Here is a 23,474-nt window from a genome sequence, read left to right on the forward strand (position 1 = left end):
CCAGAGTTGCCACGTCCGCCCTGTCAGCACGTACCGTACGGCAGCACAGGTGGGACCAGGTGGGGCAGCGGGAAGGGGCAGCCGGTTTGACCACGCACGCACCGCAGGCGGCGCAGGCCGTCACGCTGCCCACGACGCTGGACGAGGCCGTCGCGGCGCTCACCGCCGTGCCCGCCGCCGTGCCCGTCGCGGGCGGCACCGACCTGATGGCCGCCGTCAACTCCGGGCAGCTCAGGCCCGCCGCCCTGGTGGGACTCGGCCGGATCAGCGAGATCCGCGGCTGGCAGTACCTGGACGGTCACGCGCTGCTCGGCGCGGGCCTCACACACGCGCGCATGGGCCGCCCCGACTTCGCGGCCCTGATCCCGGCGCTCGCCGCCGCCGCGCGCGCCGCGGGCCCCCCGCACATCCGCAACGCGGGCACCCTCGGCGGCAACATCGCCTCGGCCGCTCCCACCGGCGACGCGCTGCCGGTGCTGGCCGCCCTGGAGGCGACCCTGATCATCGCGGGGCCGGGCGGAGCCCGCCGGGAGATCCCCGTCTCGCACCTGCTGGCCGGGATGGACATGCTGCGGGCCGGTGAACTCATCGGCTTCGTGCGCGTCCCGCTGCTGCACGCCCCGCAGGTCTTCCTGAAGGCGACCGGCCGGACCGGCCCGGGGCGCGCGGTGGCGTCCGTGGCCCTCGTCCTGGACCCGGCGCGCCGGGGGGTGCGCTGCGCGGTGGGCGCCATAGCGCCGATGGCGCTGCGGCCCCTGGAGGCCGAGCAGTGGGTGGCCGGCCTCATCGACTGGGACAACAACCGCGCGCTCGTCCCGGAGGCGCTGAACGCCTTCGGGGAGTACGTCGCCGCGGCCTGCATCCCCGACGCGGCACCGGCCGAGGACGGCTCGGTCTCACCGCTGCCGCCCGCCGTACTGCACCTGCGGCGCACGGTCGCCGCACTGGCCCGACGAGCACTGGGGAGGGCGCTGTCGTGAGCGACGACCAGCACGGAGAGGGCACGCCCCGGGGCGGGAGCCGCTGGGACCCGCTGCCCCAGGGCGAGTACGACGACGGCGCCACCGCCTTCGTCGAACTGCCCGAGGGGGGCGTCGACGCCCTGCTGGCCGCCGACAGCCCGCTCGCCGCGCCCGGCCACGGCTACGTACCGCCGCAGATAACGGTCAACCCCGCGACGGCGGCCGGCACCGACCCGGCGGCCACGGGCGGGTGGCCGGTGCCCGGCGCGCCGGTCGACGGGGCGCAGTGGCACGACCCGAACGCGGCGCACCGGCAGCACGCTCACGAGCACGGGGTGCACCACCAGCACGGCCACGACGTGCCCGAGCAGCCCTACGGCTCCGAAGCGCCGTACGACCCCGGGACCCCCTACGGCTCCGGCGCGACGGCGCCGCAGTACGGCGGGGACGACCGGTTCACCTACAACCCCCCGGTGACCGGCCAGTGGAACTTCGAGGAGGCCGCGGCGGCTGCCGAGTCCGCGCCCGGCCATGACGTGACCGGGCAGTGGTCCATCCCCGTCGCCGGAGGCGACCTTCCGGACGAGTCGGGCGAATTCACCACGTCCTCTCTGGTCGAGCAGTGGGGCGGCACTCCACCGGCCACGCTGCCCGGCGGCGCGCCCGCGCCCTGGGCGACCCAGGCCACGGGCCGGCCGTGGGGACAGCAGGATCCGCAGGACACGGCGGGGCAGGAGACGGTTCACCCGGGCCATCCGCACGGTCACGACCAGGGCCACGCGCAGGAGCAGGGCCACGGTCACGCGCAGGACCAGGACCACGCGCACGCGCAGCGGCACGACGCCGGACCGGCCTCCGGATACGCGCCGGAGCAGCAGGCGGCCCCGGACGAGTCGGGGCGGCACCCACAGGACGTGCATGCGCCGGGAGTCCACGAGGACACCGGCCCCGCGCACGGCGGGGAGTTCGGCCACGCGCCCGAGACGCCCGGCACGCCCCACGCGCCTCAGCCCTCGGACTACGCACCGGCGGGTCCGGGGGACGCCGGTCACCCGACGGACCCGTCCCGGTACGCCGAGCAGGGGCCGGAGCATGGCGAGCGCCCCGAGCAGGGACGCGATCAGGGAGAGTTCGCCGAGCAGGCCGAGTACGGGCCCGAGCAGGCCGAGTACGCCGAGCAGGCCGAGTACGCCGACCACGGGCCGGAGTCCGCCGGCCTCCCCGGGCACGGGCCCGCGTCGTCCGGCTCCGCCGGTCACCCGATGCCCGCCGCCCACCCGCCCGAGACCCCCTACGCCGAGGCGCCCGGCGACTTCCCGGGCGAGTTCCCCGCGGAACCCCTGCCCGAGACGCACCCGGAAGCCGCCTCGCTCCCGCAGGACGCCCACGAAGCCTCACAGGCCGCTCCCGGCGCCGGTGAGGACGCCGAGGACGCGCCGGACGCTCCAGGCGCCCCGGAGGCCACCGGCAGCCCCTCCGAGCCCGCTGCGGGGCCCCTGCCGGCCCCGGCGGAGGCGGACACCGACGCCGACACCGGCCAGGAGACCGCCGACGGCGGGCCCCAGGACGATCCGGCCCCGGCCGAGGACCCGGCCCACGCCCCCGACGCCCCGTCCGTCACCCTCCCCCAGGAGGAACACCCCCTCGCCTCGTACGTCCTGCGCGTCAACGGCACCGAACGCCCCGTCACCGACGCGTGGATCGGCGAGTCCCTGCTGTACGTGCTGCGCGAGCGGCTCGGACTCGCCGGCGCCAAGGACGGCTGCTCACAGGGCGAGTGCGGCGCGTGCAACGTCCAGGTCGACGGGCGGCTCGTGGCGTCCTGCCTGGTCCCGTCCGTGACCGCCGCCGGCAGCGAGGTCCGTACCGTCGAGGGACTGGCCGAGGACGGCCGGCCGTCGGACGTACAGCGGGCGCTCGCGCGCTGCGGCGCCGTGCAGTGCGGCTTCTGCGTCCCCGGCATGGCGATGACCGTGCACGACCTGCTGGAGGGCAACCCCGCGCCCACCGAGCTGGAGACCCGCCAGGCGCTGTGCGGCAACCTGTGCCGCTGCTCGGGCTACCGGGGCGTGGTGGACGCCGTCAAGGAAGTCGTCGCCGAACGCGAGACCCACTCCGCGCCGGGCGACGGCGACACCGAAGAGGCCCGTATCCCGCGCCAGGCGGGCCCGGGCGCCGGTGGCGTGAACGCGTCGGCCTTCGGGGCGCCCCCGGAACCGCACGCCCCCGGACCGCACTCCCCAGAAGCGCACGACCAGCCCTACGGCCAGGACGGAGGCCCCGCGTGAGCAACGAAGCAGCCACCGCCCAGGCCGCACAGGCCGCGGAGGCCGCCCCGGCCCCGGAACCGCTCCCGCACGGCATCGGCGCCTCGCTCCCGCCCGCCGACGCCCGCGCCAAGACGGAGGGCACCTTCCCCTACGCCGCCGACCTGTGGGCCGAGGGCCTGCTGTGGGCGGCCGTGCTGCGCTCGCCCCACCCGCACGCGCGCATCGTGTCCATCGACACCACCCACGCGCGCGAGATGCCCGGCGTCCGCGTCGTCGTCACCCACGAGGACGTCCCCGGCAGCCCGTTCCACGGCCGCGGCACGGCCGACCGCCCGGTCTTCGCCTCAGAGGTCGTGCGCCACCACGGCGAGCCCATCGCCGCCGTCGCCGCCGACCACCCGGACACCGCGCGCATGGCGGCCGCCGCGGTCATCGTCGAGTACGAGGTGCTCGACCCGGTGACCGACCCGGAGCAGGCCTTCGAGGCCGAGCCGCTGCACCCCGACGGCAACCTGATCCGCCACATCCCGCTGAGCCACGGCGACCCGGAGGCGGCCGGCGAGATCGTCGTCGAGGGCCTGTACCGGATCGGCCGCCAGGACCCCGCGCCCATCGGCGCCGAGGCGGGCCTGGCCGTGCCGCGCCCGGACGGCGGGGTGGAGCTGTACCTCGCCTCCACCGACCCGCACGCCGACCGCGACGCGGCCGCCGCGGCCTTCGGGCTGGAACCCGAGCGCGTCAAGATCGTCGTCACCGGCGTCCCCGGCGCCACGGCCGACCGCGAGGACCAGGGCTTCCAGCTCCCGCTCGGCCTGCTGGCGCTGCGCACCGGCTGCCCGGTGAAGCTCACCGCCACGCGCGAGGAGTCCTTCCTCGGCCACGTCCACCGGCACCCCACCCTGCTGCGCTACCGCCACCACGCCGACGCCGAGGGCAGACTCGTCAAGGTCGAGGCGCAGATCCTGCTCGACGCGGGCGCCTACGCCGACACCTCCGCCGAGGCCCTGGCCGCCGCCGTCGCGTTCGCCTGCGGCCCGTACGTCATCCCGAACGCCTTCATCGAGGGCTGGGCCGTACGCACCAACAACCCCCCCTCCGGCCACGTACGCGGTGAGGGCGCCATGCAGGTCTGCGCCGCCTACGAGGCGCAGATGGACAAGATCGCCAAGAAGCTCGGCCTCGACCCGGCGGAAGTGCGGCTGCGCAACGCGCTCGCGACCGGCGACGTGCTGCCGACCGGCCAGACCGTGACCTGCCCGGCCCCGGTCGCCGAACTCCTCCAGGCCGTCCGGGACATCGAGCTGCCGCCGCTGCCCAAGGACACGCCCGAGGACGAGTGGCTGCTGCCCGGCGGACCCGAGGGCGCGGGCGAACCGGGCGCGGTGCGCCGGGGCGTGGGCTACGGCGTGGGCATGGTGCACATGCTCGGCGCGGAGGGCGCGGACGAGGTCTCCACGGCCACGGTGAAGGTCCACGACGGGGTCGCGACGGTCCTGTGCGCGGCCGTCGAGACCGGGCAGGGCTTCACGACGCTGGCCCGGCAGATCGTCCAGGAGACACTCGGCATCGACGAGGTGCACGTGGCGCCGGTCGACACCGACCAGCCCCCGGCGGGCGCGGGCTGCCGCGGCCGCCACACCTGGGTCTCGGGCGGCGCGGTGGAGCGCGCGGCGAAGATGGTCCGCACGCAGCTCCTCCAGCCGCTCGCCCACAAGTTCGGCATGTCGACGGAGCTGCTCCAGATCACCGACGGCAAGATCACGTCGTACGACGGGGTCCTCTCCACGACCGTCACCGAGGCGCTGGACGGCAAGGAGCTGTGGGCCACCGCCCAGTGCCGCCCGCACCCGACCGAGCCGCTGAACGAGACCGGCCAGGGCGACGCCTTCGTGGGCATGGCCTTCTGCGCGATCCGCGCGGTGGTGGACGTCGACATCGAGATCGGCTCCGTGCGGGTCGTGGAACTGGCCGTCGCCCAGGACGTGGGCCGCGTCCTGAACCCGGCCCAGCTCGCCGCCCGGATCGAGGCGGGCGTGACCCAGGGCGTGGGCATCGCGCTCACCGAGAACCTCCGCACGCCGCGCGGCATCGTCCGCCACCCCGACCTGACCGGTTACGCCCTCCCGACCGCCCTCGACGCCCCCGACATCCGCATCGTCCGGCTGGTCGAGGAGCGGGACGTGGTGGCCCCCTTCGGCGCGAAGGCGGTCAGCGCGGTGCCGGTGGTGACGTCCCCGGCGGCCATCGCATCGGCCGTCCGCGCCGCGACGGGCCGCCCCGTGAACCGCCTCCCGATCCGCCCCCAGGCAGCGGTGGTCACCGAACGGGCCTGAGCTTGCCCGTGAGGTCGGCCGGGGCGGGCCGACTCCGCGTGCCGGAACCCGGTCACCGGGCCTCGGCACGCGCTACCCGAACCGACGGCGCGCCGCGGCCCGGGCCCGGGCGGCCGCCACGGCGGTGCCGCGCCGGAGACCGGAAGCGATTTCTGCGAAGAGGGAACGCGCGAGGGTGTTCTGAGCGTCTTGTGAGGTGGACGCGTGGGGCGCCGGGCGCGCGTCGCTGCTCCGGGGCGTTGTCAGTGGTGGGGCGTACTGTTCTGGGCAGTGGGGAACGACTGCCGGGCTGGTCCGGGCGGTCCGCCGTGCTCCGCCAGGGGACGGTGAGCAAGCACATGCGGGGGAGCCCATGAGTACGACCGACGCCGGTTCCGCGGTGATCACCCTGACCGAGTCCGAGCTGGACCCGTGGGTGACACACGCGTCCACCCGGCACTGGCTGACCGGCCCCGGACTCCCCGTGGACAGCGGCGTGCTGAGCTTCGCGGAGCTGAGCCGCGAGGGCCTGCGCACGGTCGCCGACTCGACCGGCGACCCGGACGACCGCCTCCCGGCCGAGCTGCGCGAGCAGCTGGTGATAGGCGGACTGCTGGGCCCCGTCGGCCTGGAGACGGAGTCGGTCCTGCTGGACGGCGCGACGGGCGAGATCTCCACGACGTACGTCCTGCACGACCGCCCCGACCTGATGGACCGCCGCCCCCTGGCCCCCTCGCTGCGGACGCTGGTCCGCTTCGCGGAGGCCACGGACGAACTGGCCGGTCTGCGCGGCCAGTTCGCCTCCTACGCGGGCCGCTACGGCCCCAAGGCGGTGGCGGCGGCCTCGCAGCACCTGCTCGCGGTGTTCCGGGACGGCGCGGACGGCGAACCGGCCCCGTTCTGGAAGATGGCGGCACTGATCCGCCCCCTGTCCCTGGTGGCGGGCCGCGGCGGCGCGTCCGGCCTCTCCCTGGACCTCCCGCACCGCCTCCTGGACCAGGAGTTCGGCCCCGGCAAGGTGGCACGCTTCGAGGACGTCGACTTCCCCGCGACCCTCACGCACGAGCCGACCCGCCGCTTCCTGCGCGAGGTGGGCCTGCCGGAGGACGCCCACGTCTTCTCCCTGGACACGGACGTCCCCCTGGCGACGCTCGCCGAGTACTACGCCGACACCGACACCCCGGCCGAACTCCCCGCCGGGGCCCACCGCCTCATCCGCCTCGGCCACCTCGTCGAGGACAACAGCCTGGTCGTCGACGGCGCGACGGGCGCCGTCCTGCACTGGAGCGAACCCGAGGCGACGCTGTCCCCGCTCAACACGGATGTGTCGACCCTCGCCTTCACCCTCTGGCTCCTGCACCGCGAGCGTGCGATAGACGCCGAGTCGTCCCACGAGCTGACCACCGACACCTACGACCAGCTGGCCATGACGATGCTTCAGGTCCTGTCGAGCGTGGACCCCACGGGCGTCACCGCGGGCAGAACGGTCCGCCACTACTGGACGGACGCGTTCCAGGACGAGGCCGGCGGGGTGCTCTGAGGACACGGCCTCGGGCCCTGCTCAGACCCGCTGCGGCTGTTCCCGCTCGGCGGCCCGGGCATCCGCCGGGCCGGTCACGGGGGTGGAGCGGCGGGCGAGGTCGGGCACAACGGTGGCCAGGCCCACCAGCGCCATGACCGCACCCAGCCAGAGCGGGGCGCGCAGGCCCCAGTTGTCGATGAAGACGGCGCCCATGGAGGAGCCGATGATGACGCCGAGCGTGATGAACGAGGAGTGCACGGTGTTGACCAGCGGCCCCGCGTTGCCGGTGCGCTGAACGCGGGTCACCATCGCCGGGTTCATGGTGACGCCGACGAGTCCGACGCCCATCATGCAGACGACGGCCGGGACGGGCAGGCCGGCGAGCAGCGCGAAGCCGGCGAGGAAGACGGTGTTCAGGGCCAGCCCTGCGGCGAGCACCGGCACGGTGTGACGGTCGGCGAGGCGTCCGACGACGGTGTTGCCGACGACGGTGGCGGCACCGTAGGCGATCAGCAGGAAGGGGACGGTACCGGCGGAGAAGCCGGTGACGTCGGTGAGGATCGGGTTGAGGTAGCTGAACGCCGAGAAGGTGGCGCCGATGATGAGCGTGCTGGTGGACAGCACCAGCCACAGGCGCGGCTTCCTGAACACGCCGAGCTCCGCCCGCAGTCCGTTGTCGCCCTCGGCGCGCTCGACGCGAGGTACACCGAGAAGGGTGGCCAGGGCGGCGATCACCGTGATCAGGGTGATCGCCCAGAACGCCGCACGCCAGCCGAACCGTTCGCCGACCAGGGTCGACAGCGGCAGCCCGAGCAGGGTGCCGAGCATGAGGCCGTTCATCGCGACCGCGATGGCACGGCCGCGGACCTCAGGGCGGGTGATCCGGGCGCACATCGAGATTCCCACGCCGAAGAAGGCCTGGGAGGCGACGCCGCTGATGATCCGGGCGGCCATCATCGTGGCGTAGCCGTTCGCGGTGGCGGCGAGGACGTTGCCTGTCAGGAAGATGGCGAACAGCACCATCAGTACCGTGCGCACCGGGAGTTTCATGAGCGCCACGGTGAGGAACGGCCCGCCGGCCGCCATGGCCACCGCGAACGCGGTGATGAGATACCCGATCTGCGGAATGGTCGCGTCCAGCCCGTCGGCCATCTGGGGCATCAGCCCGGCGACCACGAACTCACTGGTCACCATGGCGAAGATGCCGAGCGCCAGGACGTATACGGCACGTGGCACGGTTTCGGTCTCCTTGGGGATTTCGGGGATCCACGGGTTCAGGGGGCTTCGGGGGTTCAGTGTTATGTATCGGTCAGTTCAAAACCTGGGCATGCGTGGGCACACCCGGGAGTGTGTGTTCGGCAGGCAGGAAGCGGTGAGCCGGCGATCCGGTGGGCCGGGGAAGAGGAAGGGGGAGGGGGAGGGGGAGGGGTCAGTGGGTCAGGGCGTCCAGGGTGACCTCGGCGATCGACTCCATCGCGGCACGGTCCGCGCCGCCCTGGCCCGAGATGCGCATGCCGGCGATCGCCGCGTTGAGGAACCGGGCCAGCGCGCCGGTGTCCCGGGTGGAGGTGATGCTGCCGTCCCGCCGGCCCTCCTCGACGACCGCCCGCAGGGCCGCCAGCCGGCGGGCCGTGTCACGCTCCAGCATGCGGGCCGCATCGGCGTCTCGGGTGGCCAGCTCGACCGTGGTGTTCACGGTCAGGCAGCCGATACTGCGGCCCTCCGTCCGGTGTTCCGCGTCGCCGTCGATGACCATGGTGAAGAGCGTGCGGACGCGGTCGGCGCCGTTGAGTCGCCCATCCTCCAGGACGGCCAGCTGTGCGGTCGTCATGGTGTCGATGTAGCGGCTCAACGCGCGCTCGAACAGGTCGTGCTTGCTCTTGAACGTGTTGTAGACGCTGCTGCGCCCCAGTCCCGTGGCGTCGCACAGGTCCTGTGTGGAAGTGGCCTCGTAGCCCTTCTTCCAGAACGTGTGCATCGCCGCGTCCAGGGCCCGCTCCTCGTCGAACATCCTCGGCCGGGCCATGGCATCACCCTAACCGTTTTGGATTGGCCGGTGCAATACGAGGAGGCGGGCCGGAATCCGGCCGCGTCAGCCGGACTTGACGGCGTTGCGGCGGCGGACGGCGACGACCAGGCCGCCTCCGAGCGCCGCGGCGGCTGCCGCGGCACCAGCCAGGAGCGGGGTGCCGTCGGAGCCGGTCGTGGCGAGGCTGCCGCCGGTGGTGCTGCCGGCCGAGGTGCCGGTGGAGCCACCGGTCGTGGTGCCCTCCGAGGCCGACGCGGACGCCGAGGGGGAGGCAGTGGCGCCCGTGCCGCCGGCGGCCTGTCCCTCGGGGGCGTTGCCGTTCCCGCCGTTGCCGGAACCGCCGTCGGTACCGTCCGAGGGACTCGGCTCGGGCTCGTAGTCGCTCGGCAGGTCGATGCCGATCGAGGCGATGTTGTTGGCGCGGTTCTCGTCGTACGCGGGGGCGATGTCGTAGACGGACGACGCCTTGATCTCGCCCTCGGTGTCCTGCGCGGACTTCTTGATCTTCAAGGTGAAGGTGTACATCAGGGACTGGCCGACGTCGAGGGTCCCGTCCTGCGGCCAGCAGACGTACTTGGGCTTGCGGGGGGTCCCCTGCGGTTCACTCGGCCCGTCGATCCCGAACGGTGCGCAGTCCTTCGGCACCTTCACGGCGACGGTGCCCGGCGGGATCTGCACCAGCAGGCCGGGGAGGTCGTCGCTCTCCTGGTTCTGCACCCAGCCGGGCCCGTCGTTGCGCAGGGTCGCCGTGACCGACTGCTCCCCGCCCGCCAGTGCCTCCATCTCCTCACCGACCGCGACCAGATCGGCGGTGTTGTCCGCGGTCAGGGTGAGCCGCCGGTAGCTGTCGTCGAATCCCTCGCCCGGGGCGTCACCGGTCGCGCTCGTGCCGTACTCGACGGACTCCATCAGGGCCTTGTCCAGCGCCTTGAAGCGGACGGGCGTGGTGACGGAGGCGCCCGGTGCGATCACCGTGTCCAGCTCGCAGAGTGCCTGCCGCACCTGGTCCTCGACGGTCGAGTAGGTGCAGCCCTTCACCTGCTCGGGGAAGTCCAGCCCACGCGTCAGACGCACCCGGAAGGCGACCCCGTCCACGGCGGCCGTGCCCTTGTTGGTGAGGGTGACGGACTTGTCGTAGACCTCGCCCGGCTCGGGAGTCGCGGACGGCAGGGCCGACACGACCAGCTCGGGCTCGCCACCCTCCGCGTGCGCCAGGGGCGCGGCGACAGCGGGACCGGCGACGGCGATCACGGCAGCGGCCAGGACGGCTGCCGAGGGGCGGAGGTGCACGGTGATTCTCCTCGTCGGATTCCTCGTCGGCCCCGGAAGGCGCGACGACCGGAGCGTGGGCTACCGGTCATGTTCTGGACACCTGAGAGGCGCTCGGGGTTGTGCGGGACTTCTCCCGGGCCGGACATCGCCTGGCGCGCCGGTTCCGGGCGCTCGGCGGATTGCCCCGTTGCGCCCTGAACGCGCTCTTCCGCGCCCCTGAACTCCCGCACATGCTCGGACTCATGGGGGACACAGACGAGTCGAGCATCATCCCGTTACCAGGCCCCGACGGACACCGGCAGCGGCCCCCTGACGCGCCGCGGCCGTGGGAGAACACCGACCGGGCACAGGCCGCGACGGAAGGCGCCACCGGCCCGGAGCCACCCGCCCCACCGGAATGCCCCGAATGCGGGCTGACCGCTGAACGGCACGTCACCTACTACGGCACGCATGTCCTTCTCGAACCGGGCATGCCGGTACCCGCGCACATGGTGCCCGCATGGCACCGCTGGTACGTGGACTCGGACGGCACGGCGTGGAACAGCCGTGAGGACGAGCCCGAGCCCGGCGCGGTGTGCCGCGTCCCGCATCGCATCGCCTGCCCCGGTCTGAGCCCGCAGGAGGCGGGCATCTGGCGATGGCTGGACGCCGTACGCGCGGAAAACGCGCGCAGGGCACGCCGGAAGGCCGACGGGACCATCGGCCCCACAGCCCTTCCGGATACCGGATGAAACCGCGCGACCCGCTCCTGCAGCAGATCCCCGAGAGGGCCAATAGGCTGGTCAGACGATCCACACCGGTTACAACTACACGAGGGTCATGTTCTGCCCGAACGAGGGTCTCTGCTCGGCGGGTTGACACCGGAGGCCGTGGCGGGATTCGAACCCACGTAACTCGCTTTGCAGGCGAGCCCCTGAACCACTCGGGCACACGGCCTTGTCCGGACTCGAGGTCGAACTCGGTGCCTTGACCGTACGGGGCCCTCAACGTGCGACTCAAGGGCTTCCGGTGGGGTGCAACGAGGCTGCCATACGCCGTTCATGAAAGGCGGTGGGCGAAGGGGAGGGCGTAAGACCAAGGTCTCAGGCCGGAACCGTCTCGCGACAGGGGTGAAAAGGCCGCGTGAACCTTACGCTGGCGGGCATGCCTGACTCCAAGCCGCGTGACGTCGATGTCGTGGGTGCTCCCGTCCCGTCCTCCCTCGCCGGGGGAGACGAGGGTGTGCTGGGGCCGGGACACCGGGCGTTGAGCGTCGGGATCGTCTCCGTCGTGCTGCTCATCGCCTTCGAGGCGACCGCCGTGGGGACGGCGATGCCCGTGGCCGCCCGGGAACTGGACGGGGTGTCCCTGTACGCGTTCGCGTTCTCCGGGTACTTCACGACCAGCCTGTTCGGCATGGTGCTCTCCGGGCAGTGGTCGGACCTGCGCGGCCCCCTGGGGCCGTTGACGGCGGGCATCGCCTCCTTCGGGGCCGGACTGCTGCTGTCCGGGACCGCCGGGACGATGTGGGTGTTCATCCTGGGGCGGGCCGTGCAGGGGTTCGGCGGCGGGTTGGTGATCGTCGCGCTGTACGTCGTCGTCGGGCGGGCCTACCCGGAGCGGCTGCGGCCCGCCATCATGGCCGCCTTCGCCGCGAGCTGGGTGCTGCCGTCGATCGTCGGCCCGCTCGCCGCCGGCACGGTGACCGAGCAGTTGGGGTGGCGGTGGGTGTTCACCGGGATACCCGTGCTCGTCGTCTTCCCGCTCGCGCTCGCACTGCCGCAGATACGGCGGCGGGCGTCCGGCCCGGCTGGACGGAGCGCCGCGCAGCCCGCCACGGCGGGGACTCCCCGGGTGGCCGACCCTTCCGTCGAGGCGGACCCGTCCGTCGAGGCGGAGGCTCCCGCGTCTTTCGACCGTCGGCGCATCCGGCTCGCCCTGGCCATCTCCCTCGGTGCCGGCCTCCTCCAGTACGCCGCGCAGGACTTGCGTCCCCTCTCGCTCCTGCCGGGTGCGCTCGGTGTGGCCCTGCTCGTGCCGGCCGTGCTCGGGCTGCTGCCGCGCGGCACCTACCGGGCCGCTCGCGGGCTGCCGTCCGTCGTGTTGCTGCGCGGCGTCGCCGCCGGGTCCTTCATCGCCGCCGAGTCGTTCGTGCCACTGATGCTGGTCACCCAGCGCGGGCTCGGTCCGACACTGGCCGGGTTCTCGCTCGCCGCGGGTGGCGGGACGTGGGCGCTGGGCTCCTGGGTGCAGTCCCGGTCCCGGACAGAGCCGTACCGGGAGCGGCTGACCACGGTCGGGATGCTGCTGGTGGTCGCGGCCATCGCGACGGCGCCGAGCGTGCTGATCGGCTCCGTGCCCGTCTGGACCGTGGCCGTTGCCTGGGCCTTCGGCTGCTTCGGGATGGGGCTCGTGATCTCCTCGACGAGCGTTCTGCTGCTGAAGCTCTCCGCCCCCGAGGAGGCCGGCGCCAACTCCGCCGCCCTGCAGATCTCCGACGGCCTCTCCAACGTCGTCCTGCTGTCGGCCGGCGGTGCGGCCTTCGCCGCGCTCGGCGGCGGCGCGCTCTCCCACACGGCCACCGGCACCTCCGGTTCCCACCCGGCCGCCTTCACCGCGGTGTTCCTGCCCATGGCGGCGGTCGCGCTGGCCGGCGCCTGGGTGTCGACGCGGTTGCGGGAACGACGGCCGTAGCGCCTTCCCCGCTCCGGCGGCGTCGACCCGGCCCGAAGGGACCACGGTGTGGCCCGCGCGCTGGTCGTCGGCATCGCCCCGGGCCGAAGGGGAGGCCGGGAGGAACACGGCGCGGTCGCGGGGGCTGTGACGTCGGTCCCACCCGCGGGTGCCCTGGCCCGGTCCGCGCGTCGACCGGCTCGGGGCGCCGGTAGGGTGGCCCGGTTGTCATACGTAGCCGAGCCGTCAGGCTCCCTCGCACGAGCCGCCCGACCCCCAACGGAGACCGTGACTACCACCGCCGGCACCAGTTCCGCCTCGCACCACCTGTCCCCGGCGTTCCCCGGCCGCGCCCCCTGGGGTACCGCCAGCAAGCTGCGCGCCTGGCAGCAGGGCGCGATGGACAAGTACATCCAGGAGCAGCCGCGGGACTTCCTGGCGGTCGCCACCCCCGGCGCCGGCAAGACGACCTTCGCGCTGACGCTGGCCTCCTGGATGCTGCACCACCACGTGGTCCAGCAGGTGACCGTGGTCGCCCCGACCGAGCACCTGAAGAAGCAGTGGGCGGAGGCTGCGGCCCGCATCGGGATCAAGCTCGACCCGGAGTACAGCGCCGGGCCGCTCGGCCGGGAGTACCACGGCGTCGCCGTGACGTACGCCGGTGTCGGTGTCCGGCCGATGCTGCACCGCAACCGCGTGGAACAGCGCAAGACGCTCGTCATCCTCGACGAGATCCACCACGCCGGTGACAGCAAGTCCTGGGGCGAGGCCTGCCTGGAGGCGTTCGAGCCGGCCACCCGGCGGCTGGCCCTGACCGGTACGCCCTTCCGGTCAGACACCAACCCCATCCCCTTCGTGACGTACGAGGAGGGGAACGACGGGATCCGGCGCTCCGCCGCCGACTACACCTACGGCTACGGCAACGCCCTCGCGGACAACGTCGTGCGGCCCGTCATCTTCCTCTCCTACAGCGGCAACATGCGCTGGCGCACCAAGGCCGGTGACGAGATCGCCGCCCGGCTGGGCGAGCCCATGACCAAGGACGCCGTCAGCCAGGCCTGGCGGACCGCCCTCGACCCGCGCGGTGAGTGGATGCCGTCCGTGCTGCGGGCGGCCGACCAGCGGCTGACCGAGGTGCGCAAGGCCATCCCGGACGCGGGTGCGCTCGTCATCGCCGCGGACCAGGACTCCGCCCGCGCCTACGCCAAGCTGATCCGCGAGATCACCGGCAGCAAGGCGACCCTCGTGCTGTCCGACGACACCGGCGCGTCCAAGAACATCGACGACTTCAGCGGCAGCAACGACCGGTGGATGGTCGCGGTGCGGATGGTGTCCGAGGGCGTCGACGTGCCGCGCCTGGCCGTCGGCGTCTACGCCACCACCATCTCCACCCCTCTCTTCTTCGCGCAGGCCGTCGGGCGTTTCGTGCGGTCCCGGCGGCGCGGCGAGACCGCCTCCGTGTTCCTGCCGACCGTGCCCGACCTGCTCTCCTTCGCCAACGAGATGGAGCGCGAGCGCGACCACGTCCTCGACAAGCCCAAGAAGGAGGGCGAGGAGGACCCGTACGCCGAGTCCGAGCAGGAGATGGACGAGGCGAACCGGGAGCAGGACGAGGACACCGGCGAGCAGGAGCAGTTCTCCTTCGAGGCGCTGGAGTCCGAGGCCGTCTTCGACCGGGTCATGTACAACGGCGCCGAGTTCGGCATGCAGGCCCACCCGGGCAGCGAGGAGGAGCAGGACTACCTCGGCATCCCGGGTCTGCTGGAGCCCGACCAGGTGCAGCTGCTGCTCCAGAAGCGGCAGGCCAAACAGATCTCGCACAGCCGCAAGAAGCCGGACGCGGAAGCCGACCTGCTCGAAGTGCCCGCCGAGCGGCGGCCCGTGGTCTCCCACAAGGAGATGATGGAGCTGCGGCGCCAGCTCAACACGATGGTCGGCGCGTACGTCCACCAGAGCGGCAAGCCGCACGGGGTGATCCACACGGAACTGCGGCGCGTGTGCGGGGGGCCTCCGGCGGCGGAGGCGACGGCGGGGCAGCTGCAGCAGCGGATCGCCAAGGTGCAGGAGTGGGCCACGCGCATGAAGTGACGGTCCGGGCGGGCCAAACAACCTGGGGGGCGTGCATACCGCCGCAATTCCAGCAGTACGCCCTGTCCCGTGCCCGGATTCTGGACGGAGACTTCCGCTCAGCGAACCTGCTTCGCTACTGTCCGGCTACGCACACGCCCCGTGGCAGCGCCGCCGCGGAGCGCAGCCGTGAAGCGACGCGGTCCGGACAGGCCGGGCCGCCGACCGATCGGCGGCCTCTGAAGCGCGTAACCGACGGGACTCGGTGACGCATCCGCCGACCGGGGAGCCGCCGACCCTCACCACTAAGGAGTGGGCGTCGTGACCGCGGAGACCTCCCAGACGCTCGACCGGGGACTGCGTGTCCTCAAGCTGCTCGCCGACACGGACCACGGGCTGACCGTGACCGAACTCTCCCTCCGGCTGGGAGTGAACCGGACTGTCGTGTACCGGTTGCTCGCCACGCTGGAACAGCACGCCCTCATACGCCGTGACCTCGGCGGACGTGCCCGGGTCGGGCTCGGCGTGCTGCGTCTGGGGCGCCAGGTCCATCCGCTGGTGCGGGAGGCCGCGATGCCGGCGCTGCGGTCACTGGCCGAGGACATCGGCGCGACGGCGCACCTGACCATGGTCGACGGGGCGGACGCGCTGGCCGTGGCCGTCGTGGAGCCGACCTGGACGGACTATCACGTCGCCTACCGCGCCGGGTTCCGTCACCCCCTGGACCGGGGCGCCGCCGGCAAGGCGATACTCGCGGCCCGGCAGCACCCGATGGCCGAACCCGGTTACATGCTGACCCACGGGGAGCTGGAGGCGGGTGCCTGGGGGGCCGCGGCACCGCTGCTGGGCGTGACGGGCGTCGAGGGCAGCGTGGGCGTGGTGATGCTGGCCGAGGCGGTGCCGGAACGGGTGGGACCGCGGGTGGTCGACGCGGCCCGTGAGGTCGCGGAGGCACTGCGCTGACAGCAGGCCGCCCGCACCGGCGGCCGGACGCCTCGCGCGGAGGACCGGCGGCCCCCGCACCGGAGCGGGACGCCTCGCGCTGAGGGGCGGCGGCTTCCCCGCACCGGTGGCCGGATGCCTCGCGCGGAGGACCGGCGGGCTTCCCCGCACCGGAGCGGGACGCCCTGCGCTGAGGGACGGCGGCTTCCCCGCACCGGCGGCCGGACGCCTCGCGCGGAGGACCGGCGGGCTTCCCCGCACCGGAGCGGGACGCCCTGCGCTGAGGGACGGCGGCTTCCCCGCACCGGTGGCCGGATGCCTCGCGCCGATGCCGGCGGCCTCTCCGCTCGGGCCCCGGACGCCCTGGTCCCGGCCGTATCTCCCTCCCGCGTTAGATTGATCCCGTGTCCTCTCGCCTCACGCGCCCCCAGGCCCTCGCCGTCTGCGCCCTGCCCGTCGTGGCCCTGCTCGCGACGGCCGTGTTCGCGCCGCTGCCGTTCTCGGTGGCGCAGCCGGGGCTGACGGCGAACGTGCTCGGTGAGAACAAGGGCACGGAGGTGATCACCGTCTCCGGTGCGCCGGTCCGGGACACCAAGGGCCAGCTGCGGATGACCACCATCGAGGCGACCTCCCCGGACACCCGGGTCTCGCTCCCGGACGTCATCGACAGCTGGTTCCGCACCGACCAGGCGGTCATGCCGCGCGACTCCGTCTACCCGAGCGGGGACAACGTCAAGGAGATCGAGCAGCACAACGAGCAGCAGATGAAGGAGTCCCAGGACGCGGCGACCCAGGCCGCGCTGGGATACCTCGGCCTGGACGACAAGGACGTCGAGGTCACGCTGAAGCTCGCGGACGTGGGCGGACCCAGCGCGGGGCTGCTCTTCTCCCTCGGCATCGTCGACAAGCTCGACGGCGACGGCACGGGCGGGGATCTCACCGGCGGCCGGGTCATCGCCGGTACGGGCACGATCGACGCGGCCGGCCGGGTCGGTGCGGTGGGGGGCGTCGCCCTCAAGACCCAGGCCGCGAAGCGGGACGGGGCGACGGTGTTCCTGGTCCCCAAGGCGGAGTGCCGCGACGCACGCGCCGAGCTCCCGAAGGGCCTGCGGCTGATTCCGGTGACCACACTGAAGAGCACCGTGAGTTCACTGGTGGCCCTGGAGACGGGGAAGGGCTCCGTCCCCGGTTGCTAGTGCGCGGGCACCGGCCCGGGCCGGGTGGCGAGCTTCAGCCCGACCTCGATGAGGGCCCAGCCCAGACGCGTACGGAGTTCGGGACGGTGCGCCGGACGGGGTTCGGTCTCGGCACGGAGTTCGGCGGCGCGGGCGTGGTGCAGGGCGAGGTGGATGTCCGGGTGCATGAGTGGTGGCCTTTCACAGCGTCGTCTGGCTGGGGAAGACGTGCGTGTGGACGCGTACCGTCTCGGCGTCCGGGGTGCCCTCGGGCAGAGGGCGGTAGCTCTGGATGAGGTCGTGCATCTTGCCGACCAGCTCACGGGCGAGTTCGGGAGTGAGCCTCAGCGAGAAGTCGCTGAGGTCCGTGGCGCCGTCCCATTCCTCTCCCCACTCGCTCGTGTTGCCGAGCCAGGTCGAGATCTCCTGGGTGTGCACGTTGGCGATCTCGTACCGGAACAGGGCGACGGCTCCCCGCACGGCCGGATCCGGGTCCTGGATCAGGGTTTCGTCGATCTGGACGCCCCTGTCCACCGCCTTCCACCAGCGCTCCCGGCCCTTGCCGCGCTCCGGGTCGTCGGCGACGAACCCGTGTGCGGCGAGTTGCCGTAGGTGGTAGCTGGTCGCGCCGCTGGACTCGCCCAGTTTCTCCGCCAGTTGAGAAGCGGTGGCAGGGCCGCCGCGCCGCAGCGCGACCAGCAGCTGCATCCGCAGGGGATGAGCCAGGCCGCGCAGCGAGCGGGCGTCGAGCAGACGGGGAGCCGGTTCGTCGGGCATGCATGCAAAGGTAGCGTTGCAAAGCACTCTTTGCAACGGTCCCTTTGTAACTCACCCCTCCTCGACGAACCCCTCCTCCACCATCCAGTCCAGCGCCACCTGGTGCGGATCCTCCCCGTCCACATCCACCTTCGCGTTCAGCGCCTGCGCCACGGAGTTGTTCAGCTTCGCCGTCACAGGGTTCAGGACCTCCGCGATCGCCGGCCACTCCTTCAGGGACTTCGCGTTGATCATCGGCGCGGCGTTGTAGTTGGGGAAGAACTTCTTGTCGTCGTCCATCACGACCAGGTTCATGGACTTGATGCGCCCGTCGGTGGTGAACACCTCCCCGTACGTGCAGTTGCCCTTCGCGGTCTGCGTGTAGATGATCCCGGTGTCCATCTGCGTGATGTTCCGCGCAGGCACGTTCATGCCGTAGGCCTTCTGCATGCCCGGCAGCCCGTCCGCCCGGTTGGCGAACTCGACCTCCACGCACAGCTTCACGGCCCCCGGGTCGGTCTTCGCCAGCTTCGCCACGTCCGACATGGTCTTCGTGCCGTACTTCTTCGCGTTCTGCTGGTTCATCGCCAGCGCGTAGGTGTTGTCGAGTTTCGACGGCGGCAGCCAGACCACCCCGTTCTTCGTGTCCTCCTTCTTCACCGCCTCCCACTGCTCCTGCGGATCGGTGATCGGCCTGCTGTGCCCGAGGTACGTGATCCAGGCCGTGCCCGTGTACTCGTACCCGGCGTCCGCGTCGCCCTTGCGGACCGCCTCGCGACTGCCGATGGAGCCCTGGATGCCGGTGCGGTCGATGACGTCCGCCCCGGCCGCCTCGAAGGCGATGCCCATGATCGAGCCGAGGATCAGCTGCTCGGTGAACGACTTCGACGTCACCGTCAGATGCGCGCCCTTCAGCGGCTCACCCCGGCCGATGGAGCCCGGCTTCACATCGTCGGTGAGGGGAGAGCCGCTGGTCAGGCCGCACCCGGAGGCCGCCAGCAGCAGCCCCGCCGCCGCCCGGCACGTAGGCCCCCTCATGGCTGCAACCCCCGCGGACGCAGCAGCAGTTCGACGAGCGACGCCAGCCAGTCCACCAGCAGCGCCAGCACCACCGTGAGGACCGAGCCCAGCACCAGCACCGGCATCCGCTGGTTGGTGATCCCGGTCGTGATCAGCACACCGAGGCCGCCGCCCCCGCCGAAGACCGCCAGGGTCGCCGTGCCGACGTTCAGGACGAGGGCCGTGCGCACGCCCGCGAGGATCAGCGGGACCGCGAGCGGGAGTTCCACCCGGGTCAGCACCCCCGTCGGGGACATGCCGATGCCGCGGGCCGCCTCCAGCAGGGTCGGGTCGTTCGCCTTCAGGCCCGTGATCGTGTTGGAGAGCACCGGCAGGATGGCGTAGATGATCATGCCGATCAGGGCGGCCCTGCGGCCGATTCCCAGCCAGATCACCAGGAGCGCGAGCAGACCGATCGCCGGGGTCGCCTGGCCCGTGTTGGCGAGCGCCATCGCCACCGGGGTGGCCCTGCTCATCGCCCCACGGGTCAGCACGATGCCCAGCGGGATCGCGATGACCAGCACGAAGAACGTGGAGATCGCGGTGAGCTGGATGTGCTGCCACAGCGCCTTGGTGACCTGACCGCCCGACAGGGCGTTGCGGGTGAGCGCGTCCAGGTCGGCCTGCTGGAACCAGAGCCAGGTGACGAGCAGCACGGCGATCAGCGCGACCGGCAGGAACGTCAGCTTCTGCCAGGTCAGACGCGCGGGCGGGCGCTCCGCAGGGGGCGCCTCCCCGACGGGCTCGGAGGTCTCCCCGGCCTCCGTGACCGTCACCGCTCCCCTCCCGGGCCGCCCACGCCCGCCGGACCCGCGGCCCCCTCCTGCTCCGCATGCGTCTGCGAGGCCCGCAGCGACTGCAGTTCGTGCTGGTGCTCCATGGCGTCGAGCCGGTCCGCCTCCAGCATCTCGTGCACGGAGTTCATCAGGGTCTCCATGTCGACGACCCCCGTGTACTCGCCACGCCGCCCGGTCACCGCCACCCGCCCGGCGTTGTCGGTGAGCACCGCCTCCAGCGCGTCCCGCAGGGTCGCGTCCCGGGTGACCGTGTCGCTCACCAGGGTCCCGGCGCGGGCCAGCGAGCCCCGGGCCCGCATCAGGTCGCCGCGCCGCAGCCACTTGTAGGGACGGCCCCGCCGGTCGAGCAGCAGGATCTCGTTGCTGCCGCTGGTCCGCAGCTCGTTGAAGATCTGCTGCAACGGGTCGTCGACCGTGACCGTCGGATAGTCGGTGATCTCCACGTCCCGTACGCGGGTCAGGTTCAGGCGCTTCAGCGCCGCACCGGCGCCCACGAAGCCCGACACGAAGTCGTCCGCCGGGTTGGTGAGGATCGCCTCGGGGGTGTCGAACTGCGCGATGTGGGAGCGCTCGCGCAGCACGGCGATCCGGTCGCCGATCTTGATCGCCTCGTCGAAGTCGTGGGTGACGAACACGATCGTCTTGTGCAGCTCGTGCTGCAGGCGGATCAGCTCGTCCTGGAGGTGGTCGCGGGTGATCGGGTCCACCGCCCCGAACGGCTCGTCCATCAGCAGCACCGGCGGATCGGCGGCCAGCGCCCGGGCCACGCCCACGCGCTGCTGCTGACCGCCGGAGAGCCGGCGCGGGTAGCGGCCCTGGAACTCCCCGGGGTCGAGGCCGACGAGATCGAGGAGCTCCTCGGTCCGCTCCTTGATCCGCGTCTTCGGCCAGCCGAGCATCCTCGGGACGATCCCGATGTTCTGCGCGACCGTCATGTGCGGGAAGAGGCCGGCGGACTGGATGGCGTAGCCGACCTTGCGGCGCAGCTTGACCGGGTCCATGTCGGTGACGTCCTCGCCGCCGATGCGGATGCGGCCGCCGGTCGGCTCGATCAGCCGGTTGATCATCTTGAGCGTGGTGGACTTGCCGCAGCCCGAGGGGCCGACGAAGACGACGACCTCGCCCGCGTCGATCTGCATGCTCACGTTGTCCACGGCCGGCTGCGCACTGCCGGGATAGAGCTTGGTCAGGCTCTCCAGCTCGATGGAGGCGCCGTGGTCACCGGTCTCAGGCACGGATCCCCCTGGGGATGGTCAGCCGTCCGATCAGGACGTAGGCGGCGTCGAACAGCAGCGCCAGGATGATGATGCCGAGCGTGCCCGCGAGGACCTGGTTGAGCGCGTTGGCGCTGCCCAGCGAGGCGAGGCCGCGGAAGATGACGTTGCCGAGACCCGGGCCGGATGCGTACGCCGCGATGGCCGCGATGCCCATCAGCATCTGGGTGGAGACCCGGATCCCGGTCAGGATCGGCGGCCAGGCCAGCGGCAGTTCGATCCGCAGCAGCCGGGACGGCCGGGACATCCCGATGCCCGTGGCCGCGTCCACCAGCGCCGGATCGACCCCGCGCAGCCCGACGATCGCGTTGCGCACGACCGGCAGCAGCCCGTACAGCGTCAGCGCGATCACCGTGGGCGGCACCCCGAGGCCCACGAGGGGGATGAGCAGACCGATCAGGGCGAGCGCCGGCACGGTCAGGATGGTGGCGGTCGTCGTGGTCGCGAGGTTCCTGGCCCACTCGCTGCGGTAGGTGACCACGCCGATCAGCACCCCGAGCGCCGTCGCCACGACCATGCACTGGAAGACCACGCTCGCGTGCTGGTAGGCGTCCGTGAGCAGCTGCTGGTGCCGGTTGACCAGGTACTCCCAGAAGTTCACACGCGCTCACCCCTACACGTCAGGTCTCCTCCGCGGCCTGCTCCACGAGCGGGATGATCCGCAGCGGAACGGGGTTCTCCATGACGATCGCCGTGGAGGCCCGGACGATGCCATCAAAACCGACGACCCGGTCGATCACACGCTGGAGATCGGCGTTGGAGCGGGCCACGAGACGGCACAGCATGTCCCCGGTGCCGGTGGTGGTGTGCAGCTCCAGCACCTCCGGCACGGTCGCCAAGTGGGCCCGTACGTCGGGCCCTTGACCCTGCCGGATCTGCAGCGTCGCGAACGCCGTCACGGGGTAGCCGAGCGCGGCCGGGTCCACCTCGGGACCGAATCCGCGGATGACTCCGTTCGACTGAAGCCGGTCCAGCCGCGCCTGCGCGGTGCCCCGGGCCACCCCCAGCCGCCGGGACATCTCCAGCACCCCGATCCGCGGTTCCCGGGCCAGCAGCAGAATGATCCGGCCGTCCAGATGATCGATCGCCACAGCAGCCTCCCGGCATGGTCATCCTGTACAGAAAGGCCGCCGCCACGGCCATATCACTGAACAGATTGCCCAGTCAAAACACAAACTATTGCGCACCTTGCCGGGCAGGGAGACCCTGCGGCTATGACGCAGACCACAGACCACACTCCCGACACCGCCCGGCAGGCCGATCCCTTCCCGGTCAAGGGAATGGACGCGGTCGTCTTCGCCGTGGGCAACGCCAAGCAGGCGGCGCACTACTACTCCACCGCCTTCGGCATGAAGCTGGTCGCCTACTCCGGACCGGAGAACGGCAGCCGCGAGACCGCCGCGTACGTCCTGGAGAACGGCTCCGCCCGCTTCGTCCTCACCTCGGTCATCAAGCCCACCACCGACTGGGGCCACTTCCTCGCGAAGCACGTGGCCGAGCACGGCGACGGTGTCGTCGACCTCGCCATCGAGGTCCCGGACGCGCGCGCCGCCCACGCCTACGCCCTGGAGCACGGCGCCCGCTCCGTCGCCGAGCCGTACGAGCGGAAGGACGAGCACGGCACGGTCGTCCTGGCCGCCATCGCCACCTACGGCGAGACCCGCCACACCCTCGTCGAGCGCTCCGGCTACGACGGCCCCTACCTGCCCGGCTTCGCCGCGGCCGAGCCGATGGTCGAGCCGCCCGCCCGGCGCACCTTCCAGGCGATCGACCACTGCGTCGGCAACGTCGAGCTCGGCAGGATGAACGAGTGGGTCGGCTTCTACAACAAGGTCATGGGCTTCACGAACATGAAGGAGTTCGTGGGCGACGACATCGCCACCGAGTACAGCGCCCTGATGTCGAAGGTCGTCGCCGACGGCACGCTCAAGGTCAAGTTCCCGATCAACGAGCCGGCCATCGCCAAGAAGAAGTCCCAGATCGACGAGTACCTGGAGTTCTACGGCGGCGCGGGCGTGCAGCACATCGCGCTCAACACCAATGACATCGTGCAGACGGTCCGCACGATGCGCGCGGCCGGTGTCGAGTTCCTCAACACGCCCGACTCCTACTACGACACGCTGGGGGAGTGGGTCGGCGAGACCCGCGTCCCGCTCGACACCCTGCGCGAACTGAAGATCCTCGCCGACCGCGACGAGGACGGCTACCTGCTGCAGATCTTCACCAAGCCGGTCCAGGACCGTCCGACCGTCTTCTTCGAGATCATCGAACGCCACGGCTCGATGGGCTTCGGCAAGGGCAACTTCAAGGCCCTGTTCGAGGCGATCGAGCGCGAGCAGGAGCGCCGCGGCAACCTGTAGCCGCCGGTGCCGCGGGTCGTGCGGA

At 72.2% G+C, this 23,474-nt stretch carries 20 protein-coding genes and 1 tRNA gene; 10 read left to right on the forward strand and 11 right to left on the reverse strand.

All coding sequences use genetic code 11. The annotated features are described in order from the left end of the window. Positions 1–86 precede the first annotated feature (86 nt). From ACFCXS_RS07140 to ACFCXS_RS07155, 4 genes are all read left to right on the forward strand, one after another. Positions 87–980: an FAD binding domain-containing protein gene (locus ACFCXS_RS07140; RefSeq protein WP_376642049.1), complete on the forward strand. Its 894-nt coding sequence runs from the start codon at positions 87–89 to the stop codon at positions 978–980. Then, positions 977–3,250: a 2Fe-2S iron-sulfur cluster-binding protein gene (locus tag ACFCXS_RS07145; protein WP_376642050.1), complete on the forward strand. Its 2,274-nt coding sequence runs from the start codon at positions 977–979 to the stop codon at positions 3,248–3,250. Before ACFCXS_RS07140 ends, ACFCXS_RS07145 begins: the two co-directional genes overlap by 4 nt. After that, entirely contained in the window at positions 3,247–5,565 is a 2,319-nt protein-coding gene (locus tag ACFCXS_RS07150) for a xanthine dehydrogenase family protein molybdopterin-binding subunit (protein ID WP_376642051.1), read from the forward strand. The genes ACFCXS_RS07145 and ACFCXS_RS07150 overlap by 4 nt, the downstream gene beginning before the upstream one ends. A gap of 352 nt (positions 5,566–5,917) precedes the next feature. Continuing rightward, positions 5,918–7,084 carry an SUKH-4 family immunity protein gene (locus ACFCXS_RS07155; RefSeq protein ID WP_376642052.1) on the forward strand — a complete coding sequence of 389 codons (1,167 nt, stop codon included), beginning with the start codon at positions 5,918–5,920 and terminating at the stop codon, positions 7,082–7,084. A 21-nt stretch (positions 7,085–7,105) separates the two neighbouring features. Here ACFCXS_RS07155 and ACFCXS_RS07160 read toward each other — a convergent pair whose 3' ends face one another. From ACFCXS_RS07160 to ACFCXS_RS07170, 3 genes are all read right to left on the reverse strand, one after another. After that, on the reverse strand, positions 7,106–8,302 hold the full coding sequence (locus ACFCXS_RS07160; RefSeq protein ID WP_376642053.1) for an MFS transporter: 1,197 nt from the start codon (positions 8,300–8,302) through the stop codon (positions 7,106–7,108). A 193-nt stretch (positions 8,303–8,495) separates the two neighbouring features. Further along, entirely contained in the window at positions 8,496–9,092 is a 597-nt protein-coding gene (locus ACFCXS_RS07165; protein ID WP_376642054.1) for a TetR/AcrR family transcriptional regulator, read from the reverse strand. A 66-nt stretch (positions 9,093–9,158) separates the two neighbouring features. Beyond that, positions 9,159–10,385 carry an LPXTG cell wall anchor domain-containing protein gene (locus ACFCXS_RS07170; protein ID WP_376642055.1) on the reverse strand — a complete coding sequence of 409 codons (1,227 nt, stop codon included), beginning with the start codon at positions 10,383–10,385 and terminating at the stop codon, positions 9,159–9,161. 224 nt (positions 10,386–10,609) lie between these two features. Between ACFCXS_RS07170 and ACFCXS_RS07175 the strand changes: the two genes are divergently transcribed. After that, positions 10,610–11,098: a DUF6083 domain-containing protein gene (locus tag ACFCXS_RS07175; RefSeq protein WP_376642056.1), complete on the forward strand. Its 489-nt coding sequence runs from the start codon at positions 10,610–10,612 to the stop codon at positions 11,096–11,098. Positions 11,099–11,231: 133 nt separating this feature from the next. Here ACFCXS_RS07175 and ACFCXS_RS07180 read toward each other — a convergent pair. Further along, positions 11,232–11,303 (reverse strand) — tRNA-Cys (locus tag ACFCXS_RS07180). 207 nt (positions 11,304–11,510) lie between these two features. Here ACFCXS_RS07180 and ACFCXS_RS07185 point away from each other — a divergent pair. The 4 genes from ACFCXS_RS07185 (at position 11,511) to ACFCXS_RS07200 (ending at position 17,224) form a co-directional block, all read left to right on the forward strand. After that, positions 11,511–13,040 carry an MFS transporter gene (locus tag ACFCXS_RS07185; protein WP_376642057.1) on the forward strand — a complete coding sequence of 510 codons (1,530 nt, stop codon included), beginning with the start codon at positions 11,511–11,513 and terminating at the stop codon, positions 13,038–13,040. A gap of 267 nt (positions 13,041–13,307) precedes the next feature. Continuing rightward, positions 13,308–15,107 carry a DEAD/DEAH box helicase gene (locus ACFCXS_RS07190; RefSeq protein ID WP_376642058.1) on the forward strand — a complete coding sequence of 600 codons (1,800 nt, stop codon included), beginning with the start codon at positions 13,308–13,310 and terminating at the stop codon, positions 15,105–15,107. 300 nt (positions 15,108–15,407) lie between these two features. Beyond that, the gene (locus ACFCXS_RS07195; RefSeq protein WP_351628082.1) at positions 15,408–16,049 is read left to right on the forward strand and encodes a helix-turn-helix domain-containing protein; all 642 of its coding nucleotides are present in this window, start codon (positions 15,408–15,410) and stop codon (positions 16,047–16,049) included. A 383-nt stretch (positions 16,050–16,432) separates the two neighbouring features. Then, positions 16,433–17,224, forward strand: coding sequence for a S16 family serine protease (locus ACFCXS_RS07200; RefSeq protein WP_376642059.1), 792 nt, complete (start codon positions 16,433–16,435; stop codon positions 17,222–17,224). Here the strand turns inward: ACFCXS_RS07200 and ACFCXS_RS07205 are convergent. Genes ACFCXS_RS07205 through ACFCXS_RS07235 form a run of 7 tightly spaced genes read right to left on the reverse strand, consistent with a single transcriptional unit; the run spans position 17,221 to position 22,180 of the window. Beyond that, positions 17,221–17,391 (reverse strand): hypothetical protein, encoded by a 171-nt coding sequence (locus ACFCXS_RS07205; RefSeq protein WP_351628077.1) that lies wholly within the window; start codon positions 17,389–17,391, stop codon positions 17,221–17,223. The genes ACFCXS_RS07200 and ACFCXS_RS07205 overlap by 4 nt on opposite strands. 13 nt (positions 17,392–17,404) lie before the next feature. Continuing rightward, positions 17,405–17,980 (reverse strand): ArsR/SmtB family transcription factor, encoded by a 576-nt coding sequence (locus ACFCXS_RS07210; RefSeq protein ID WP_376642060.1) that lies wholly within the window; start codon positions 17,978–17,980, stop codon positions 17,405–17,407. Between the two features lie 51 nt (positions 17,981–18,031). Beyond that, complete coding sequence (locus tag ACFCXS_RS07215; protein ID WP_376642061.1) at positions 18,032–18,997, reverse strand: glycine betaine ABC transporter substrate-binding protein; 966 nt, start codon at positions 18,995–18,997, stop codon at positions 18,032–18,034. Then, complete coding sequence (locus ACFCXS_RS07220) at positions 18,994–19,794, reverse strand: ABC transporter permease (RefSeq protein WP_376642062.1); 801 nt, start codon at positions 19,792–19,794, stop codon at positions 18,994–18,996. Before ACFCXS_RS07220 ends, ACFCXS_RS07215 begins: the two co-directional genes overlap by 4 nt. Beyond that, positions 19,791–21,050, reverse strand: a complete 1,260-nt coding sequence (locus tag ACFCXS_RS07225) for a betaine/proline/choline family ABC transporter ATP-binding protein (protein ID WP_376642063.1) — start codon at positions 21,048–21,050, stop codon at positions 19,791–19,793. The genes ACFCXS_RS07220 and ACFCXS_RS07225 overlap by 4 nt, the downstream gene beginning before the upstream one ends. After that, positions 21,043–21,690 carry an ABC transporter permease gene (locus tag ACFCXS_RS07230; RefSeq protein WP_376642064.1) on the reverse strand — a complete coding sequence of 216 codons (648 nt, stop codon included), beginning with the start codon at positions 21,688–21,690 and terminating at the stop codon, positions 21,043–21,045. Before ACFCXS_RS07230 ends, ACFCXS_RS07225 begins: the two co-directional genes overlap by 8 nt. Before the next feature lie 19 nt (positions 21,691–21,709). Further along, a complete protein-coding gene (locus tag ACFCXS_RS07235; protein ID WP_376642065.1) occupies positions 21,710–22,180 on the reverse strand; it encodes an Lrp/AsnC family transcriptional regulator in 471 nt (156 codons plus the stop codon). Positions 22,181–22,303: 123 nt separating this feature from the next. On the opposite strand from ACFCXS_RS07235, the gene hppD reads away from it, so the two are divergent. Then, positions 22,304–23,449, forward strand: coding sequence for a 4-hydroxyphenylpyruvate dioxygenase (gene hppD, locus ACFCXS_RS07240; protein WP_376642066.1), 1,146 nt, complete (start codon positions 22,304–22,306; stop codon positions 23,447–23,449). Positions 23,450–23,474 lie beyond the last annotated feature (25 nt).

The organism is Streptomyces sp. NPDC056373 (genome assembly GCF_042262425.1).
In the GTDB taxonomy this organism is placed as follows: domain Bacteria; phylum Actinomycetota; class Actinomycetes; order Streptomycetales; family Streptomycetaceae; genus Streptomyces.

Excerpts from the sequence above, each read along its gene's own strand:
- ACFCXS_RS07175 (WP_376642056.1), top strand. The coding sequence starts at position 10,610 with ATGGGGGACACAGACGAGTCGAGCATCATCCCGTTACCAGGCCCCGAC.
- ACFCXS_RS07215 (WP_376642061.1), bottom strand. The coding sequence starts at position 18,997 with ATGAGGGGGCCTACGTGCCGGGCGGCGGCGGGGCTGCTGCTGGCGGCC.
- hppD (WP_376642066.1), top strand. The coding sequence starts at position 22,304 with ATGACGCAGACCACAGACCACACTCCCGACACCGCCCGGCAGGCCGAT.
- ACFCXS_RS07210 (WP_376642060.1), bottom strand. The coding sequence starts at position 17,980 with ATGCCCGACGAACCGGCTCCCCGTCTGCTCGACGCCCGCTCGCTGCGC.
- ACFCXS_RS07155 (WP_376642052.1), top strand. The coding sequence starts at position 5,918 with ATGAGTACGACCGACGCCGGTTCCGCGGTGATCACCCTGACCGAGTCC.
- ACFCXS_RS07205 (WP_351628077.1), bottom strand. The coding sequence starts at position 17,391 with ATGCACCCGGACATCCACCTCGCCCTGCACCACGCCCGCGCCGCCGAA.
- ACFCXS_RS07185 (WP_376642057.1), top strand. The coding sequence starts at position 11,511 with ATGCCTGACTCCAAGCCGCGTGACGTCGATGTCGTGGGTGCTCCCGTC.
- ACFCXS_RS07165 (WP_376642054.1), bottom strand. The coding sequence starts at position 9,092 with ATGGCCCGGCCGAGGATGTTCGACGAGGAGCGGGCCCTGGACGCGGCG.